Source organism: Polaromonas sp. (genome assembly GCF_012927455.1).
Lineage (GTDB): Bacteria > Pseudomonadota > Gammaproteobacteria > Burkholderiales > Burkholderiaceae_C > Polaromonas.
The window spans coordinates 302,553-320,674 of record NZ_JABBPE010000015.1 but is presented as its reverse complement, the minus strand read 5'-3'; the positions used below and the strand labels follow the sequence as shown (position 1 = coordinate 320,674).

The 18,122-nt window shown below is 57.6% G+C and carries 17 protein-coding genes and 1 tRNA gene; all 18 read right to left on the bottom strand.

The annotated features are described in order from the left end of the window. Nucleotides 1–17: 17 nt before the first annotated feature. The 18 genes from HHJ18_RS13695 to pnp all read right to left on the bottom strand — a co-directional run bounded on the left by HHJ18_RS13695 (nt 18) and on the right by pnp (nt 17,945). Entirely contained in the window at nt 18–1,493 is a 1,476-nt protein-coding gene (locus HHJ18_RS13695) for an NADH-quinone oxidoreductase subunit M (RefSeq protein ID WP_296916127.1), read from the bottom strand. Between the two features lie 42 nt (nt 1,494–1,535). Beyond that, a complete protein-coding gene (gene nuoL, locus HHJ18_RS13690; protein ID WP_296916126.1) occupies nt 1,536–3,560 on the bottom strand; it encodes an NADH-quinone oxidoreductase subunit L in 2,025 nt (674 codons plus the stop codon). A 7-nt stretch (nt 3,561–3,567) separates the two neighbouring features. Continuing rightward, entirely contained in the window at nt 3,568–3,876 is a 309-nt protein-coding gene (gene nuoK / locus HHJ18_RS13685; RefSeq protein WP_131418801.1) for an NADH-quinone oxidoreductase subunit NuoK, read from the bottom strand. Then, entirely contained in the window at nt 3,873–4,535 is a 663-nt protein-coding gene (locus HHJ18_RS13680; protein ID WP_296916124.1) for an NADH-quinone oxidoreductase subunit J, read from the bottom strand. Before HHJ18_RS13680 ends, nuoK begins: the two co-directional genes overlap by 4 nt. Nucleotides 4,536–4,579: 44 nt before the next feature. Beyond that, nucleotides 4,580–5,074, bottom strand: coding sequence for an NADH-quinone oxidoreductase subunit NuoI (gene nuoI / locus HHJ18_RS13675; protein ID WP_296916122.1), 495 nt, complete (start codon nt 5,072–5,074; stop codon nt 4,580–4,582). Nucleotides 5,075–5,192: 118 nt separating this feature from the next. Continuing rightward, entirely contained in the window at nt 5,193–6,272 is a 1,080-nt protein-coding gene (gene nuoH, locus HHJ18_RS13670; protein WP_296916120.1) for an NADH-quinone oxidoreductase subunit NuoH, read from the bottom strand. Further along, nucleotides 6,269–8,434, bottom strand: coding sequence for an NADH-quinone oxidoreductase subunit NuoG (nuoG, locus tag HHJ18_RS13665; RefSeq protein ID WP_296916118.1), 2,166 nt, complete (start codon nt 8,432–8,434; stop codon nt 6,269–6,271). The genes nuoH and nuoG overlap by 4 nt, the downstream gene beginning before the upstream one ends. A gap of 21 nt (nt 8,435–8,455) precedes the next feature. Beyond that, nucleotides 8,456–9,898, bottom strand: coding sequence for an NADH-quinone oxidoreductase subunit NuoF (nuoF, locus tag HHJ18_RS13660; RefSeq protein ID WP_296916116.1), 1,443 nt, complete (start codon nt 9,896–9,898; stop codon nt 8,456–8,458). Continuing rightward, a complete protein-coding gene (nuoE, locus tag HHJ18_RS13655) occupies nt 9,895–10,422 on the bottom strand; it encodes an NADH-quinone oxidoreductase subunit NuoE (protein WP_296916114.1) in 528 nt (175 codons plus the stop codon). Before nuoE ends, nuoF begins: the two co-directional genes overlap by 4 nt. Nucleotides 10,423–10,451: 29 nt before the next feature. Next, complete coding sequence (locus HHJ18_RS13650; RefSeq protein WP_296916112.1) at nt 10,452–11,705, bottom strand: NADH-quinone oxidoreductase subunit D; 1,254 nt, start codon at nt 11,703–11,705, stop codon at nt 10,452–10,454. Nucleotides 11,706–11,739: 34 nt separating this feature from the next. Then, nucleotides 11,740–12,351 carry an NADH-quinone oxidoreductase subunit C gene (locus HHJ18_RS13645; RefSeq protein WP_296916111.1) on the bottom strand — a complete coding sequence of 204 codons (612 nt, stop codon included), beginning with the start codon at nt 12,349–12,351 and terminating at the stop codon, nt 11,740–11,742. Next, complete coding sequence (locus HHJ18_RS13640) at nt 12,351–12,830, bottom strand: NADH-quinone oxidoreductase subunit B family protein (RefSeq protein ID WP_296916109.1); 480 nt, start codon at nt 12,828–12,830, stop codon at nt 12,351–12,353. Before HHJ18_RS13640 ends, HHJ18_RS13645 begins: the two co-directional genes overlap by 1 nt. A gap of 51 nt (nt 12,831–12,881) precedes the next feature. Then, a complete protein-coding gene (locus HHJ18_RS13635) occupies nt 12,882–13,241 on the bottom strand; it encodes an NADH-quinone oxidoreductase subunit A (RefSeq protein ID WP_296916618.1) in 360 nt (119 codons plus the stop codon). 108 nt (nt 13,242–13,349) lie between these two features. After that, nucleotides 13,350–13,434, bottom strand: a tRNA-Leu gene (locus HHJ18_RS13630). Between the two features lie 116 nt (nt 13,435–13,550). Further along, nucleotides 13,551–13,967, bottom strand: coding sequence for a preprotein translocase subunit SecG (gene secG / locus HHJ18_RS13625; RefSeq protein WP_296916108.1), 417 nt, complete (start codon nt 13,965–13,967; stop codon nt 13,551–13,553). Nucleotides 13,968–14,000: 33 nt separating this feature from the next. Next, nucleotides 14,001–14,759 (bottom strand): triose-phosphate isomerase, encoded by a 759-nt coding sequence (gene tpiA / locus HHJ18_RS13620; RefSeq protein ID WP_296916106.1) that lies wholly within the window; start codon nt 14,757–14,759, stop codon nt 14,001–14,003. A gap of 4 nt (nt 14,760–14,763) precedes the next feature. Then, nucleotides 14,764–15,750 carry an NAD(P)H-quinone oxidoreductase gene (locus HHJ18_RS13615; RefSeq protein WP_296916104.1) on the bottom strand — a complete coding sequence of 329 codons (987 nt, stop codon included), beginning with the start codon at nt 15,748–15,750 and terminating at the stop codon, nt 14,764–14,766. Nucleotides 15,751–15,827: 77 nt separating this feature from the next. Beyond that, complete coding sequence (pnp, locus tag HHJ18_RS13610) at nt 15,828–17,945, bottom strand: polyribonucleotide nucleotidyltransferase (protein ID WP_296916103.1); 2,118 nt, start codon at nt 17,943–17,945, stop codon at nt 15,828–15,830. Nucleotides 17,946–18,122: the final 177 nt, after the last annotated feature.

Here is an 18,122-nt window from a genome sequence, read left to right as displayed (position 1 = left end):
TCTTTGGATAGGGTTGCTTAGTTCAGTTTCGGGGTCGCCACGTGCGTGAGCAGGTCAGCCACCGAGGTGTTCATCACGTCGGTAAACGGCTTGGGATAGATACCCATGAACAGCACCGCGATGGCCAGCAAGGCGAGCATCAGGAATTCACGGCTATTGATGTCACGCAACGCTCTGACGTTTTCATTGGTAACAGGCCCGAGGTAAACGCGCTTGAACATCCACAGCGTGTAGGCCGCACCAAAAATCAGCGCGGTTGCCGCGGCTCCACCAATCCAGAAGTTGTATTTGACAGCGCCCAGGATCACCATCCATTCACCGACGAAGCCGGCCGTGGCGGGCAAGCCGCAATTGGCCATGGCAAACAGCAAGGCAAAGGCCGCAAACTTGGGCATGGTGTTGACCACGCCGCCATAGCTGGCAATCTCGCGGGAATGCACGCGGTCGTACAGCACGCCAATGCACAGGAACATGGCAGCCGAGACAAAGCCGTGCGCGATCATCTGCACAATCCCGCCGGACACGCCGAGGTCATTAAAGATGAAGAAACCCAGCGTGACAAAACCCATGTGCGCCACGGAAGAATAGGCCACCAGCTTTTTCATATCCTGTTGCACCAGCGCGACCAGCCCCACGTAGATCACGGCGATCAGCGACAAGGCAATCATCAGCCAGGCCCATTCGTGCGAGGCATCAGGCGCGATAGGCAAGGAGAAGCGCAGGAAACCGTAGGCGCCTAGCTTGAGCATGATGGCTGCCAGCACGGCTGAACCGCCAGTGGGCGCTTCCACGTGCACATCGGGCAGCCAGGTGTGGACCGGCCACATCGGCACCTTGACGGCAAAGGCCGCAAAAAAAGCGAAGAACAGCAGGGTCTGCACCGTGCCGCCCAGCGGCAGCTTGTGCCACACAAGAATGTCAAAACTGCCGCCAGACTTGCTGTACAGGAAGATCAGCGCAACCAACAGCATCAGGGAGCCCAGCAGCGTGTACAGGAAAAACTTGAACGCCGCGTAGATCTTGTTGGGCCCGCCCCAGACGCCAATGATCAGGTACATCGGGATCAGCGTGGCTTCAAAGAACACGTAGAACAAGATACCGTCCAGCGCGCTGAACACGCCGATCATGAGGCCACTGAGAATCAGGAAGGCGGCCATGTATTGGTTGACACGCGTGGTGATGGCTTCCCAGCTGGCGAGGATGACGACTACATTGATGAAAGCGGTAAGTAGCACAAACCACAGTGAAATGCCGTCGACGCCCAAATGGTAGTTAACATTGAAGCGCTGGATCCAGCTGCTTTTCTCGACGAACTGCATGGCCGACGTACCCAGCTCAAAGCCGCCGTACAAGGGCAAGGTCACGACAAGACTGACGACGGCACCGATCAACGCGATCCAGCGCACACTGCGTGCGTTTTCGTCACGACCGAGTGCCAGCAAGACGACGCCAAAAATAATCGGCGTCCAGATGGCAAGGCTCAACAAACCCATTCTTATTCTTCCTTCTTCGTTTCGACTGAATAATCGAAAGCTTTATTGATTGAGCCAGACGAAATAGGTCATCAGCACGAAAACGCCGATGATCATGCCGAAGGCGTAGTGGTAGATGTAGCCAGACTGCAAACGTCGCACCATGCTGGAAACCCAGCCCACCAGCTTCCACGATCCGTTGACCAGGGCACCATCGATCAGCTTCTCGTCGCCGCCCTTCCACAAGCCCATACCAAGTGCCCGCGTACCACGGGCCAGCACGTTTTCGTTGAACCAGTCTAGGTAGTATTTGTTTTCAAGCAGGGTATAGATTGGTTGTGCCTTGCGCTTGATCGCTGCAGGCAAGGCCGGGTTAACCATGTACATGTAGTACGCCAGCACGACGCCTGACAGCGCCAGCCAGAAAGGCGCAGCCGTCAAGCCGTGCAACGCCATTTGCAGCGGACTGTGGAACAGCTTGGCCAGTTCTTCCATGGCAGGATGCCGCTCCAGATTGACGGAAATAGACCCTTTGAAGAAGTCACCGAACAGCATCGGCTGGATCGTCATGAAACCGATGACGACCGAAGGAATCGCCAGCAAAATCAGTGGTACCGTCACCACCCAGGGGGACTCGTGCGGTTTTTGCGGCGCATGGTGATCGCCATGGTGAGCATGGTCGTCATGATGGGCATCCGGGTTCTGGTCGTAGCGTTCCTTGCCGTGGAACACCAGAAAGTACATGCGAAATGAATAGAAAGCCGTGACGAAAACGCCCGCCAGCACGGCGAAATAGGCAAAATCTGCGCCCATCAGATGGCTTTCATGAACGGCTTCGATGATGCTGTCCTTGGAGTAAAAGCCGGCAAATAACGGCGTACCGATCAGCGCCAGCGAGCCCAGCAGCGAGGTAATCCAGGTGATTGGCATGTACTTGCGCACGCCGCCCATCCAGCGGATGTCCTGGTTGTGGTGCATGCCGATGATGACCGAGCCGGCCGCCAGGAACAGCAGCGCTTTGAAGAAGGCATGCGTCATCAGATGAAACACCGCAACGGAATAGGCCGAAGCGCCGAGTGCCACCGTCATGTAGCCCAACTGCGACAAGGTGGAATACGCTACCACCCGCTTGATGTCGTTCTGGATGATGCCGAGAAATCCCATGAACAGCGCCGTGATCGCACCAATGATCATGATGAAGCTCAGCGCGGTATCGCTGAGCTCAAACAGTGGCGACATGCGCGCCACCATGAATATACCGGCGGTCACCATGGTTGCCGCATGAATCAGCGCAGAAATGGGGGTCGGGCCTTCCATGGAATCCGGCAGCCACACATGCAGCGGGAACTGGGCCGACTTGCCCATCGCTCCAATAAACAGGCAAATGCAAATCACGGTAATCAGCATCCAGCCGGTCCCCGGGAATACCAGGTTGGACAGCTCGTCGGCCTTGGCAAAGGCCTCGCCGTAGTTGAGCGTGCCGGCGTAAGCGGCAATCAGGCTGATGCCCAGAATGAAACCAAAGTCACCGACACGGTTGACGATGAAAGCCTTCATGTTGGCAAAAATGGCGCTCGGCTTGTTGAACCAGAAGCCAATCAGCAAGTAGGACACCAGGCCCACCGCCTCCCAGCCAAAGAAAAGCTGCAGCATGTTGTTGCTCATGACCAGCATCAACATGGAGAAGGTGAACAGGGAAATATAGGCAAAGAATCGGTTGTAGCCTTCGTCTTCTTCCATGTAGCCGATCGTGTAGATATGCACCATGAGTGAGACAAAAGTCACCACGCACATCATCATGGCGGTCAGGCCATCAACCAGAAAGCCGATTTCCATTTTCAGGTTGCCAACCGTCATCCAGTTGTAGAGCGTTTCATTGAAATACGCGCCATCCACCACCACGCTCCGAAGCGTCATGGCCGAGATGATGAAGGCCACCAGCACGCCCAGTATGGTCAGGCTGTGCGACATGCGGCGGCCTATCCAGTTGCCTCCAAAAGTCGTTCCAAGAATACCGGCCGCCAGAGCGCCGGCCAATGGTGCTAAAGGAACGGCCAGCAGCGCGGCGACAGAAAGGGTTTGGCTCATCTTTTTATTAACCCTGCAGCGTGTTGAGTTCGTCGACGTTGATACTGGACTTGTTACGGAACAGCAGCACCAGTATGGCCAGTCCGATGGCGGATTCGGCGGCAGCGACGGTCAGGATGAAAAACACAAAAACCTGTCCGGCCATATCGTTGAGATAGTACGAAAAAGCCACGAAGTTCATATTGACCGCAAGCAACATAAGCTCAATCGCCATGAGCAACACGATCAGATTCTTGCGGTTCAAGAAAATGCCAATGACCGACAGCGCGAAGAGCATGGCGCCCAGCGAAAGAAAATGTCCCAGCGTCAGCATCATGATTGTTTTTCTCCGGTAGCTGCGCCCGCAGAAGCGGCAATGGGTGCCGCAACCACAGACTTCATCTTGACCAGGCGAACCCGGTCGCCCGGCTTGACGCGGATCTGATCGGCCGGATTTTGGTATTTGGAGTCTTTGCGTTCGCGCATGGTCAGCGCGATGGCCGCGATGATGGCGACCAGCAGGATCACGGCGGCGATTTCCAGCGGATAGAGATACTCTGAATACAGCACCTTGCCCAACTCTTTAGTGTTAGAAACCTGCGCGTCAATCTGCCCTGGCAAAACGGCCCCGGATGCCAATTTGGGGGGCTCGCGGAACCCACCCATCAGCACATAGGACATTTCCAGCGCAATGATGGCCCCCACACTGCCGGCAAGCGGGAAATGCTTCCAGAAGCCTTTGCGCATACCGTCGATATTGATGTCCAGCATCATGACCACAAAGAGAAACAGCACCATCACCGCGCCGACATAGACCAGCACCAGCGTGATAGCCAGAAACTCGGCCTTAAGTAAAATCCAGATGGCCGCCGCCTGAAAAAATGCCAGCACCAGGTACAACGCTGCATGCACCGGATTGCGCGCGGTAATCACGCGGAATGCGGCAAACAGCAACACCGCGGCGAAGACATAAAAAAGACCTGTTTTAGCGTCCATGTTCTTTGGATTCTTTCTTGAGCCAGCTACTTAAGCGTATGAATTCAGCGGTACTTGGCATCTGCCGCGCGGTTGGCGGCGATTTCGGTTTCGTAGCGGTCGCCCACTGCCAGCAGCATTTCTTTGGTGAAATACAGGTCGCCCCGTTTTTCACCGTGGTATTCAAAAATATGGGTTTCGACAATCGAATCGACGGGACAGCTTTCTTCGCAAAAGCCGCAAAAAATGCATTTGGTCAGGTCAATGTCGTAGCGCGAGGTGCGGCGGCTGCCGTCTTCGCGCACGTCCGACTCGATGGTGATGGCCAGCGCCGGGCAGACCGCCTCGCAAAGCTTGCAGGCTATGCAGCGCTCTTCGCCGTTTTCATAACGGCGCAACGCATGCAGGCCACGAAAACGCGGGCTTAACGGGGTTTTCTCTTCGGGGAACTGAATCGTGATCTTGCGCTTGAACATGTACTTGCCGGTCAGGGCCATGCCCTTGAACAGCTCGGTCAACATGAAGCTTGAAACAAAGTCCTTGACGGATGCTATTGACATATAAGTTTCCTGACGCAGGCGTGTGAGCCGATGTTTTTCCGCAGGGCCGCCCCAAGGAAAAATGCGCCCCCTCGGGGGGCAGCGTAGTACGCGAAGCAACAAGCGTGGGGGCTCATATTCACTTCCAGATGTTGTAAGGGGTCTGCATCCAGGCCCCGACGACCACCAGCCAGACCAGGGTCACAGGTATGAATATCTTCCAGCCCAGACGCATGATCTGGTCATAACGAAAACGCGGGAAAGTTGCCCGTACCCACAAGAACATCGTGACCACCACAAACGCCTTGATGCCCAGCCAGATCCAGCCCGGAATCCAGTTGAAGAAGACACTGTCAATCGGGGACAACCAGCCACCCAGAAAAAGGATGACGCACAACACCGAGACCAGAATCATGTTGGCGTACTCGGCCAGAAAGAACATGGCAAAGGCCATGCCGGAGTACTCGACCATATGGCCCGCCACAATTTCGGACTCGCCCTCAACCACGTCAAACGGGTGGCGGTTGGTCTCGGCCAGACTCGAAATAAAGTACACCACGAAAATGGGGAACAAAGGTAGCCAGTTCCAGGACAGGAAGGTCAACCCCCTGTCCGCAGCCATGCCTTTTCCCTGACCCAGCACAATGTCGGTCATGTTCAGACTGGCAGATACCATGAGCACCACCACCAGGCAAAAGCCCATGGCAATTTCGTAACTCACCATCTGGGCCGAAGCCCGCATCGCGCCCAGAAAAGCGTACTTGGAGTTCGATGCCCAGCCTGCAATGATGACGCCATACACCTCCATCGACGTGATGGCCATCAGGAACAACAGGCCAGCGTTAATGTTGGCCAGCGCGATATCGGGACCAAAGGGCACCACCGCCCACGCCGCCAGCGCCGGCATGATGGTCATGACGGGACCGAGCACAAACAGCCCTTTGCTTGCGGCCGTGGGGATGATGATTTCCTTGGTCAGCAGCTTGAGCGCGTCGGCAATCGGTTGCAACAATCCCAGCGGACCCACCCGGTTGGGGCCCAAACGGATCTGCGTAAAACCGATCGCCTTGCGCTCCCACAGCGTCAGGTAGGCCACACAGCCCATCAACGGCGCCAGAAGGCAAACGATCTTGATCAACGCCCACAAGACGGGCCAGACCGTACCCGGCCAGACGCCGCCCATCAAGCCTTGGCCAAAGCCGTAAACTGCCTCAATCATGCGCCGGCTCCTTCGAGGCTTTGACTGGCATGGGCCTGCCGGGCATCTGCGGTCAACTGCAGCGATGTGGCTCGCCGCACCAGACTGTCGAGCTGGTAAATGCTGGCAACGGCAGGCGCCGCGCCGGCACTGGCTGACACGGTGATGCGGGCCGGGCTTGCACTGCCCTGCTGCTGATTCAAGCGATCTGCAGACATTTGGCTTGCGTCAACATCGGCAATCTGCTTGAGCACATCCTGCGAAGATTCAAACTCAAAGCCGGGCAGACCCAGCAGATTGGCCAACACGCGCAACACCTTCCAGGCCGGACGGGTGTCCCCCAAAGGTTTTACGACTGCATGAAAGCCCTGCACCCGCCCTTCGGCGTTGACAAAAGTACCGGAGGTCTCCGTGAAAGGGGCAATCGGCAACAGCACATCACTGATACTCATGTTGGCCTTGAAAGGGCTCAACGTGACAACCATCTGGACGGCATTCAGCGCAGCCATGGCGCTGGCACCCGAAGCCGAGTCAAATTCCGGCTCGTTATTCAGCAGGAAGACGGCTTTGAGTTGGCCCTTCAGCATCTGGCCGGCATGAAGGCCTTGGCTGCCTGGCATGGCACCGGCCAGTTGCGCACCGACGGTGTTGGCCGCTTCGGTCAGATAGCCCACCGTGGCGCCGGTTTGCGCGCCAATCCACTGCGCCAAGGCCAGCAGGCTGGAGGCATTGACGTGGTGCGCTGCGGCATTACCCAGCAAGATGGCCTTTCGCTCGCCGCCGAGCATGGACTTGGCGATGGCCTGGGCGGTGGCCGTGGCCTGACCAGCGGCCGGTGCGGAAACGCCCTTCTCTGTCGCGATTACCGAGGCCACATCAGCCAGGGCCTGGGCCCAGGCATCAGGCGCTGTCGTCAGCGCGTTGGCGACCGGCATGGCCCAGGCATCCGGAGCAGCCAGCTCAGCTACTGAATTGATAGCATTGAGCGCGCATCCCTTGCGGACTGACTGCCGAATGCGTTGCGCAAACAGCGGATGATCCTTGCGCAGGTTGGAACCCACCACCAGCGCGCGTTGCAACTGCGACAGCGAGGCAATCGAAGTACCCAGCCAGTGCACCGACGCGACAGGCGAAAATTCGGCGTTGCGCAAGCGGTAGTCGATGTTTTCGCTGCCCAGTCCGCGCATCAAAGACGCGGCCAAATACAGCTCTTCCAGCGTGCTGTGCGGGCTGGCCAGCGTACCAATACTGGCTGCACCGTGTTCGCTCTTGATCTGCTTGAGGCCATTGGCCACATATTCCAGCGCGGTTTGCCAATCGACGGTTTGCCACTCGCCCCCCTGTTTGATCATGGGACTGGTCAGGCGCTCATCACTGTTCAGGGCTTCATAAGAAAAGCGGTCGCGGTCGGCGATCCAGCATTCGTTGACGTCTTCGTTTTCCAGCGGAACGACACGCATGACCTTGTTGGACTTGACCTGAACAATCAGGTTGGCACCGGTGGAGTCGTGCGGGCTAACCGACTTGCGGCGCGACAGTTCCCAGGTGCGGGCGCTGTAGCGAAAAGGCTTGCTGGTCAGCGCGCCTACCGGGCAAAGATCAATCATGTTGCCCGACAGCTCGGAGTCCACCGACATGCCAACGAAGGTTTCAATTTCCGCGTGCTCGCCGCGATGCGACATGCCGAGCTCCATCACGCCGGCCATTTCCTGACCAAAGCGCACACAGCGGGTGCAGTGGATGCATCGGCTCATCTCCTGCATGGAGATCAGCGGGCCCACATCTTTATGGAACACCACGCGTTTTTCTTCTTCGTAGCGGGATTCGCCGGCACCGTAGCCTACGGCTAAATCCTGCAGCTGGCACTCGCCGCCCTGATCGCAAATCGGGCAATCGAGCGGGTGGTTGATCAGCAAGAACTCCATCACTCCCTTCTGGGCCTTGATGGCTTTGTCGTTCTTGGTGTGCACGATCATGCCCTGCGTGACCGGCGTGGCGCAAGCCGGCATCGGCTTGGGCGCCTTTTCCACATCGACCAGACACATGCGGCAGTTGGCCGCGATGCTGAGCTTCTTGTGGTAGCAAAAATGAGGAATGTAAGTGCCGGCTTTTTCAGCAGCGTGCATTACCGTGCTGCCTTCTAGCACTTCCACTTTCTGGCCGTCGAGTTCTATTTCAACCATATTTTTTCTTCTTTCCCCGGCTCAAGCCTGCGTTGCAGCCGGAACTGCGGCCTGGAGGGCTGCAGCCTGATGGATTTGTGGTTTGATCATGGCCTCAAACTCATGACGGAAATGTTTAATCATGGCGCGCACCGGCATGGCCGCTGCATCGCCCAGCGCACAAATGGTGCGCCCTTGAATGTTGTCCGCCACCGAATTGAGCAAATCCAGATCACTCTGGCGACCCATCCCGTTGTGGATGCGGTCCACCACGCGCCAGAGCCAGCCCGTGCCTTCACGGCAGGGCGTGCATTGCCCGCAGGATTCGTGCATATAAAAGTAGGACAGGCGTTTCAGCGACTCGACCATGCAGCGGCTGTCATCCAGCACGATCACGGCACCGGAACCCAGCATGGAGCCGGCCTTGGCGATCGAGTCGTAGTCCATGGTGCAGTCCATCATGATGGAAGCCGGCAGCACCGGCGACGAGGAGCCACCGGGAATCACAGCTTTTAGCGTGCGGCCCCCTTTGGCATTTTTCACGCCGCCGGCAAGTTCCAGCAGCTTTGAAAACGGCGTACCCATCGGCACTTCATAGTTGCCAGGCAACTCGACATCGCCAGACACCGAATAAATTTTGGTACCGCCATTGTTCGGCTTGCCGCATTCGAGGTAGGCCTGGCCACCGTTGCGAATAATCCACGGCACGGCTGCGAAGGTTTCAGTGTTGTTGATGGTGGTGGGCTTGCCGTACAAACCGAAGCTGGCAGGAAACGGCGGCTTGAAGCGCGGCTGTCCCTTTTTGCCTTCCAGCGACTCCAGCAGAGCGGTCTCTTCGCCGCAAATGTAGGCGCCAAAACCGTGCGAAGCATGCAGTTGGAAATTGAAACCGCTGCCCAGAATATTGTTGCCGAGCAGGCCGGCTGCGCGCGCCTCTTCCAGCGCTTCTTCAAAACGCTGGTAGGTGGCAAAGATTTCGCCGTGGATGTAGTTGTAGCCTACGCTGATGCCCATCGCGTAGGCAGCAATCGCCATGCCTTCAATCACGCTATGCGGGTTGAACTGCATGATGTCACGGTCCTTGCAGGTGCCAGGCTCGCCTTCATCCGAATTGCAAACCAAATATTTCTGACCCGGAAACTGGCGTGGCATAAAACTCCACTTCAGTCCGGTCGGAAAACCTGCGCCGCCGCGGCCGCGCAGGCTACTCGCCTTGACCTCGGCAATCACTTGGTCGGGCGTCATGCCCACAGCGACGGTGTCGCCGGCCGACTGACTGTCGCCCTGGGCCAAAATCTTGCGCAACGCCTGATAGCCGCCGCGCGCTTCATAGTCCTTCAGTCGCCAGTTGTTGCCATTAAGGTCGGCAAGAATTTGCGGATTGATGTGCCGACCATGAAAACTGGTCTGCACACCACTGGCAGAAAATTGCGACAACACACGCTGCGCCGCTGCGTTGATATTCGATTTGCTTACGGGCGTCATGATTTTTCAGCCTCAGCGGATTGGAGACCCACGATGAGCTGGTCCAGTTTTTCATTGCTCATAAAGCTGCACATCGTGGTGTCATTGACCAGCAGCACCGGCGAGTCGGCACAGGCCCCCAGGCACTCGGACTGCTGCAACGTGAAAAGGCCGTCCGCACTGGTTTCGCCCATGGCAATGCCGAGTTTTTGCTCCAGGTGCTTGAGTGCCCGAGCGCCGTCTCGCAACTGGCATGGCAGGTTGGTGCACACGTTGAGCTTGTACTTGCCTACCGGTTGCTGGTTGTACATGTTGTAGAAGGTCGTGACTTCGTGCACGGCTATCGGCGCCATGTGCAGATATTCGGCCACCAGCTTCTCGCTCTCGGCGCTGACAAAACCTTGCTCTTGCTGCACGATGGTGAGGCAGGCCATGACGGCCGACTGCCTCTGGTCCGTAGGGTACTTGGCAACTTCGCGGTCAAACCGGTCCAGGGACTGCGCCGACAACGCAGGCGTGCGCGCTTTGGCTTGTTCAGAATTCATGGGTGACATCGTGGGAATGCTCCTGAGAATTAGCGGTCAATTTCGCCGAACACTATGTCCATGGTGCCGATGATGGCGACGGCGTCGGCGATCATGTGACCACGCGACATCTCGTCCATGGATGCCAGATGCGAAAAACCGGGCGGACGAATCTTCAGCCGGTAAGGCTTGTTGGCGCCATCGCTGACGATGTAAATGCCGAACTCGCCCTTGGGATGCTCGACCGCGGCATAAGACTCGCCCTCGGGCACGTGAAAACCTTCGGTGAAGAGTTTGAAGTGGTGAATCAGCTCTTCCATGTTGGATTTCATCGACTCGCGATCAGGCGCCGCGACCTTGTGGTTGCTGGTAATCACGGGGCCGGGGTTGACGCGCAGCCAGTCAATACACTGCTTGATGATGCGGTTGGACTGACGCATCTCCTGAATGCGGACCAGGTACCGGTCGTAACAATCACCCGTCTTGCCGACAGGAATGTCGAAATCCATGCGGTCATAAACTTCGTAAGGCTGCTGCTTGCGCAAATCCCATGCGAAGCCAGAACCTCTAAGCATCGGTCCGGTGAAGCCGAGGTTAAGAGCGCGCTCTGGCGACACCACGCCGACCCCGACAGTGCGCTGTTTCCAGATGCGGTTATCGGTCAGCAGCGTTTCGTATTCGTCCACATACCCCGGAAACTTGCCTACGAAGTCGTCAATGAAGTCGAGCAGCGAACCCTGGCGGTTTTCATTCAGCGCATCAATCGCCTTGGCGTTCTTGACTTTGCTGACCCGGTACTGCGGCATGCTTTGCGGCAGGTCGCGGTAAACGCCGCCCGGCCGGTAGTAAGCCGCATGCATGCGAGCGCCCGAAACGGCCTCGTACATGTCAAACAATGATTCGCGCTCGCGAAAACAATAAATCAGGATATTCATCGCGCCACAGTCGAAACCATGCGCGCCCAGCCACAACAGATGGTTGAGCAGTCGCGTGATCTCATCGAACATCACGCGTATGTATTGCGCACGGACAGGCACATCGACGCCCAGCAACTTCTCGATGGCCAAGCAATAAGCATGCTCGTTGGACATCATGGACACATAGTCCAACCTGTCCATGTACGGCAGCGACTGGATGTAAGTTTTGCTTTCAGCCAGCTTTTCGGTGGCGCGGTGCAACAGGCCGATGTGCGGGTCGGCGCGCTGGATCACCTCGCCGTCAAGCTCCAGCACCAGGCGCAATACGCCGTGCGCCGCAGGATGTTGCGGTCCAAGATTGAGCGTGTAGTTTTTGATTTCAGCCATGTCGTCTTTATTTCGTCACCCGAGCCAGCGCGGCTTAATGAAGGCCGCCGTAGTTGTCCTCGCGAATCACGCGTGGCGTGATTTCTCGTGGTTCGATGGTTACGGGCTGGTAGATCACCCGCTTCTGGACGGAGTCATAACGCATTTCCACGTGACCCGTGGTCGGAAAGTCCTTGCGGAAAGGATGGCCAATGAAGCCGTAGTCGGTCAGGATACGGCGAAGGTCGTTGTGGCCTTCAAAGACAACGCCAAACAGATCAAACGCTTCGCGCTCAAACCAGTTTGCTGAGTTCCAAATCCCCTGGAGCGAATCAACGACAGGAAAATCGTCGTCACTGCAAAACACCTTAAGGCGTACACGCTGATTGAGGCTCACCGACAGTAGATGTGACACCACGCAGTAGCGCAAGCCCTCATGCTGGCCATCCTTGTATTCGGAATAATCCACGCCGCAAAGGTCTATCAGCTGCTCGAACTGGCAACCCGCCGTGTCACGCAACAGCGTTGCAGCCGCCAGATAATCGGCTGCAGCCACGGTCACCGTGACTTCACCCAGCGCAACTTTCAAACTTTTGACTTTGGCGCCAAGCACTGCAGCGACGGACTCGCCAAGCTGCTGAGCGGAAACGGGCGTTAAAGACGGCATCAAGCCCTCGCAATCGTGTTGGTGCGGCGGATTTTTTGCTGCAGCTGGATGATGCCGTATAGCAGCGCTTCAGCAGTCGGCGGGCAACCCGGCACATACACATCCACCGGCACGATACGATCGCAACCGCGAACCACTGAATAACTGTAATGGTAGTAACCGCCGCCGTTGGCGCAGGAACCCATGGACAACACCCAGCGCGGCTCGGCCATCTGGTCGTAGACCTTGCGCAAAGCCGGGCCCATCTTGTTGCACAGCGTACCGGCGACGATCATCAGATCAGACTGGCGCGGGCTGGGACGAAACAGCATGCCAAAGCGATCAATGTCGTAACGCGCTGCGCCGGCATGCATCATTTCAATTGCGCAGCAGGCCAGACCGAAGGTCATGGGCCAAAGCGAGCCGGTCTTGGCCCAGTTGACCACGGAGTCATAGCTCGTGGTCATGAAGCCTTCGTTGAAAACACCTTCAAGTGACATAACTGTACCTTTATGGCAAGGACCCTGTCGGGTCTTTTTCCAAGTTCTTTCTCATTCCCAGTCCAGAGCACCTTTTTTCCACTCGTAGATAAAACCCACGACCAAAATGCCCAGGAAAATCATGACCGACCAGAAACCTACCGGCCCGATTTCCTTAAGCGCAATCGCCCACGGGAAAAGAAACGCGATCTCGAGATCAAAAAGAATAAAAAGGATAGCGACGAGGTAGTAGCGCACGTCAAACTTCATGCGGGCGTCTTCGAAGGCTTCGAAGCCGCACTCGTAAGGGGAATTTTTCTCAGCGTCAGGGCGCACAGGCCCCAACAGACGACCAAGCACTTGCGGCGCAACACCTACACCCACGCCGACCAGAATAAACAGGAGAACGGGAAGGTATTGATCAAGGTTCATCGTGAATTCAATTTCTGGCAAGTTGCCTGCCAGGTGCCAGGGCAACTCATACCAGTTTGCCTTTGAATTGACGGCGGCGCTGGGCGCTACTGCCAATGCTTATCAATCTGGTGCGGACGGCGAGACTCGAACTCGCACAGCTTTCGCCACTACCCCCTCAAGATAGCGTGTCTACCAATTTCACCACGTCCGCGGTGCTTAACTGCCTGGAGTGCATGAGGAAACCTTGCGGTTTTTAGCTTTCCAGTCAGTCTTAGAGTTTACCCTGAAATTTGGCGACTCCCGCCCGGAAGCCGCAGCACAATGCCCTTATTTCGTCGGGATTTGCGCGGCACCCGATGCGGCAGGTACAGGTGGCGCCGGCACAGCGGCGCTGCTTGTCACCGGTGCGTTGGTTCCGGGAATTTGCGCTGCACCAGAAGCGGCTACTGCGGGCGCCGGCGCCGTGATGGCAGCACCTTCCAGAACGCTGGAACCGGAGCGCGGTTGCGCATTACCAAAGTAGGCCAGCAGCAAGGTAGAAGCAAAAAACACCGCCGCCAGGACGCCCGTGGTGCGCGACAAAAAGTTGGCACTACCACTCGCACCAAACAGGCTGCCCGAGCCGCCGCTGCCAAACGCGGCGCCCATGTCGGCGCCTTTGCCGTGCTGAACCAGAATCAGGCCAATCATGACGAGCGCGGACAGCATTTGTGCGGCGAGGATAAGGGTCAATACAACGTTCATGGTTACTCCAAAATTAATAGCGGTCTGCGCCCGTTAAACGTGGGCTGCAGCAATAATTGTCAAGAAATCCGGGGCTTTGAGCGCAGCGCCGCCAAGCAGGCCGCCATCAATGTCGGGTTGCGCCAGCAGCAAAGCCGCATTGGCGGCATTCATGCTTCCGCCATACAGGATTTTCACGCGCGCCGACTGATCGGTCGCGGCTTTGAGCTGGGCTCGCAGCACGGCGTGAACCGCTTGCGCCTCTTCAGGCGAGGCGGTCTTGCCGGTCCCGATGGCCCACACCGGTTCATAAGCCAGCACGATCTCGCTAATGCAGTGGCCGTTGGTATGAATCACGGCGGCCAGCTGACGCTTGACCACTTCCTCGGTACGACCGGCTTCGCGCTCGGCAAGGGTTTCGCCAATGCAGACGATGGGCGTGAGGCCCACGGCCAACGCCGCTTTGGCCTTATCGGCCACCAAAGCATCGGTCTCGAAATGGTATTGGCGGCGCTCGGAGTGGCCCACCGTCACATAACGGCAACCCATGTCCTTGAGCATGGCTGCGCTCACCTCACCGGTGTAAGCGCCAGCGGCTTGCGCCGAAACATCCTGCGCGCCCAGCTCAATGACGGACAGGCCAAGATGGGCAGATTTCAGCGCTTGCACCTGAGCCAGGTAAATCGCCGGCACGCACACCGCAATGTCGCAATCCGGCCTGGTGCTCAGCCCCTGAGCCAACGCAAGCATCAAGGCTTCATTGGTGGCCAGGCTACCGTTCATTTTCCAGTTTCCTGCGATCAGCTTTTTCATGGGGTTACCAAGTTAAAACAATTTTGCCGACATGCTGGTTGGATTCCATCAGCGTGTGCGCTTTGGCCGCATCAGCTGCAGCAAAGGTGCTGTGGATCACCGGTTTGATGGCACCGCTGGCAATTAATGGCCAGATTTTTTCCCTCAGCGCCTTGGCGATCGCAGTCTTGAACTCCAGCGAACGCGGGCGCAGGGTCGAGCCGGTAATCGTCAGCCGCTTGCGCAACACCAGGCCGGCATTGACCTCCGCCTTGACGCCGCCCTGCACCGCAATGATGACCAGGCGGCCGTCCTCGGCCAGGCATTGAACTTCGCGCGCAACGTAGCTGCCAGCGACCATGTCCAAAATGACGTTGACGCCCTTGCCGTTCGTCAGCTTATTCACCTCTTCAGCAAAGTCACTGGTCTTGTAATTGATCGCATGGTCGGCGCCCAGTGCCACGCACGCAGCGCACTTGTCGTCGCTGCCAGCGGTCACCAGCACCGTGGCGCCCAGCGCTTTGGCCATCTGTATGGCCGACACGCCGATGCCGCTGGAGCCACCTTGAATCAGCAGGGTTTCACCGGCCTGCAGGCGGGCCCGTTCAAAGACATTGCTCCACACCGTGAAAAAAGTCTCTGGCAACGATGCCGCCTGCACATCACTCAGGCCAGGCGGCACCGGCAGGCATTGACCGACAGGTGCGACGCACAACTCGGCATAACCGCCACCGGCGACCAGCGCGCAGACCCGGTCGCCGATCTTGAAACCGGCTTCGGCCATCGCTCGCGCATCGCCAGATACGATTTCGCCGGCGACTTCCAGTCCCGGAATGTCCGAGGCACCGGGCGGAACCGGATAGTTGCCGGTACGCTGCAGCACGTCAGGCCGGTTTACGCCACTGGCGCTCACGCGTATCAGGATTTCGCCAGCGGCTTCGACCGGTGCCGGACGCGTGCCCAGACACAGCACGTCAGGCGCGCCGTACGAAGTAATTTCAATGGCTTTCATGATTTTTACTAGTAGTTTGTGCCGTTAGCCCAATAAAATTGGGCGTCAGCAGCTACAAAATAGATAGCAGATGCAGATCAACCGTTGTCCTGATTTTGACCAGGACGGTCCAGTAAAGCCTTCATCGACAGCTTGACGCGGCCTTTTTCGTCGGTTTCCAAAACCTTGACTTTAACGATCTGGCCTTCCTTGAGGTAGTCGGTGACTTTCTCGACACGTTCATGGGCGATCTGGCTGATGTGCAGCAGTCCGTCCTTGCCGGGCAGCAGGTTAATCAGTGCACCGAAGTCCAGAATCTTGGTGACCGGGCCTTCATAGACCTTGCCGATTTCGACTTCGGCGGTGATCTCGGCAATGCGGCGCTTGGCCTCGTCAGCCTTCGCACTGTCGTTCGACGCGATGGTGATGGTGCCGTCTTCCTCAATATTAATCTGAGTGCCAGTCTCTTCGGTCAGCGCGCGAATCACAGCGCCGCCCTTGCCGATCACATCACGGATTTTCTCGGGGTTGATTTTCATCACGTACAGGCGCGGTGCGAAGTCCGACACTTCGGCCTTGGCTTCGCCCATGGCTTCCTGCATCTTGCCCAAGATGTGCATGCGCGCTTCCTTGGCTTGCGCCAGTGCGACCTGCATGATTTCCTTGGTGATGCCTTGAATCTTGATGTCCATCTGCAATGCGGTGATACCGAAAGTGGTGCCAGCAACCTTGAAGTCCATGTCACCCAGATGATCTTCATCGCCCAGGATGTCGGTCAGAACGGCAAAGCGGTTGTCTTCCTTGATCAGGCCCATGGCAATCCCGGCCACGTGCGCTTTCATGGGAACGCCAGCGTCCATCAGCGACAGGCAGCCACCGCAGACCGACGCCATTGACGACGAGCCATTGGACTCGGTGATCTCACTGACCACACGCATGGTGTACGGGAACTCTTCCTTGCTTGGCAGTACCGCCATCAGCGCGCGTTTGGCAAGACGGCCATGACCAATTTCGCGGCGTTTCGGGCTGCCAACACGGCCGGTTTCGCCGGTAGCGAACGGAGGCATGTTGTAGTGCAGCATGAAGCGGTCTTCGTAGTCGCCCGACAAGGCGTCGATGCGCTGCGCATCGCGCTCGGTGCCCAGTGTGGTCACGACCAGCGCCTGGGTTTCACCACGGGTAAACAGGGCCGAGCCGTGCGTGCGTGGCAACACGCTGTTGCGGATTTCGATCGGGCGCACGGTGCGGGTGTCTCGGCCGTCAATGCGCGGGTCGCCGGCCAGAATCTGGCTGCGCACGATTTTGGCTTCGATGTCGAAAAGCATGCCGTCAACGGCCACGCTGTCAAATTCAACGCCCTCGGCCTTCAGGCCCATCTTGGTCCAGGTGGTCACTTCACGTGTGGCGTGGGTGCGGGCCTGCTTGTTGCGGATCTGGTAGGCGGCAACCAGCTTTTCTTCAGCCAGTGCAACCACTTTGGCGATCAGCACATCGTCTTTGGCTGGCGCTTTCCAGTCCCAGACCGGCTTGCCGGCATCCCGCACCAGTTCGTGAATCGCGCTGATGGCAATATTGCCCTGCTCATGGCCAAACACCACGGCGCCCAGCATGATTTCTTCGGACAGCTGCTTGGCTTCGGACTCGACCATCAGCACGGCGGCTTCGGTACCAGCCACCACCAGATCCATGGTGGAATCCTTGAGCTGGGTCTTGCCGGGGTTCAGCACATACTGGCCGTCGATGTAGGCCACGCGGGCGGCGCCAATCGGGCCGTTGAATGGAATGCCGGAAATTGCCAAGGCTGCGCTCGAAGCGATCAGCGCCGGAATGTCACCTTCGACTTCAGGATTGAGCGACACCACATGAATCACGACCTGCACTTCGTTGAAGAAGCCTTCGGGAAACAGCGGACGAATGGGGCGGTCGATCAGGCGGGATGTCAGCGTTTCAAACTCGCTCGGACGGCCTTCACGCTTGAAGAAGCTGCCGGGAATGCGGCCGGCGGCGTAGGTTTTTTCGAGGTAGTCAACGGTCAGGGGGAAAAAGTCCTGCCCCGGCTTGGCTTCGGTCTTGGCCACCACGGTAGCCAGCACCACGGTGCCGTCCATGTCCAGCAGCACTGCGCCGCCAGCCTGGCGTGCCATTTCGCCGGTTTCCATCGTGACCTTATGCTGGCCCCACTGGAAGGATTTGGTGACTTTGTTGAAAATACTCATGTTTTTCTCTCTATGGTTTCAGGCACCCGTGAGGCACCGAATTAAGCACATAAGGCAGCGCAAGGAGCCCGAAGGTGTGGCAGATTGGGCACGATGCCATTCCACAAAACGCCTGCCTTTCAGGCTACCTGGATTGCAGGACGTATCTTGTGGAATGACACAGCGCGTGCTTGTCTG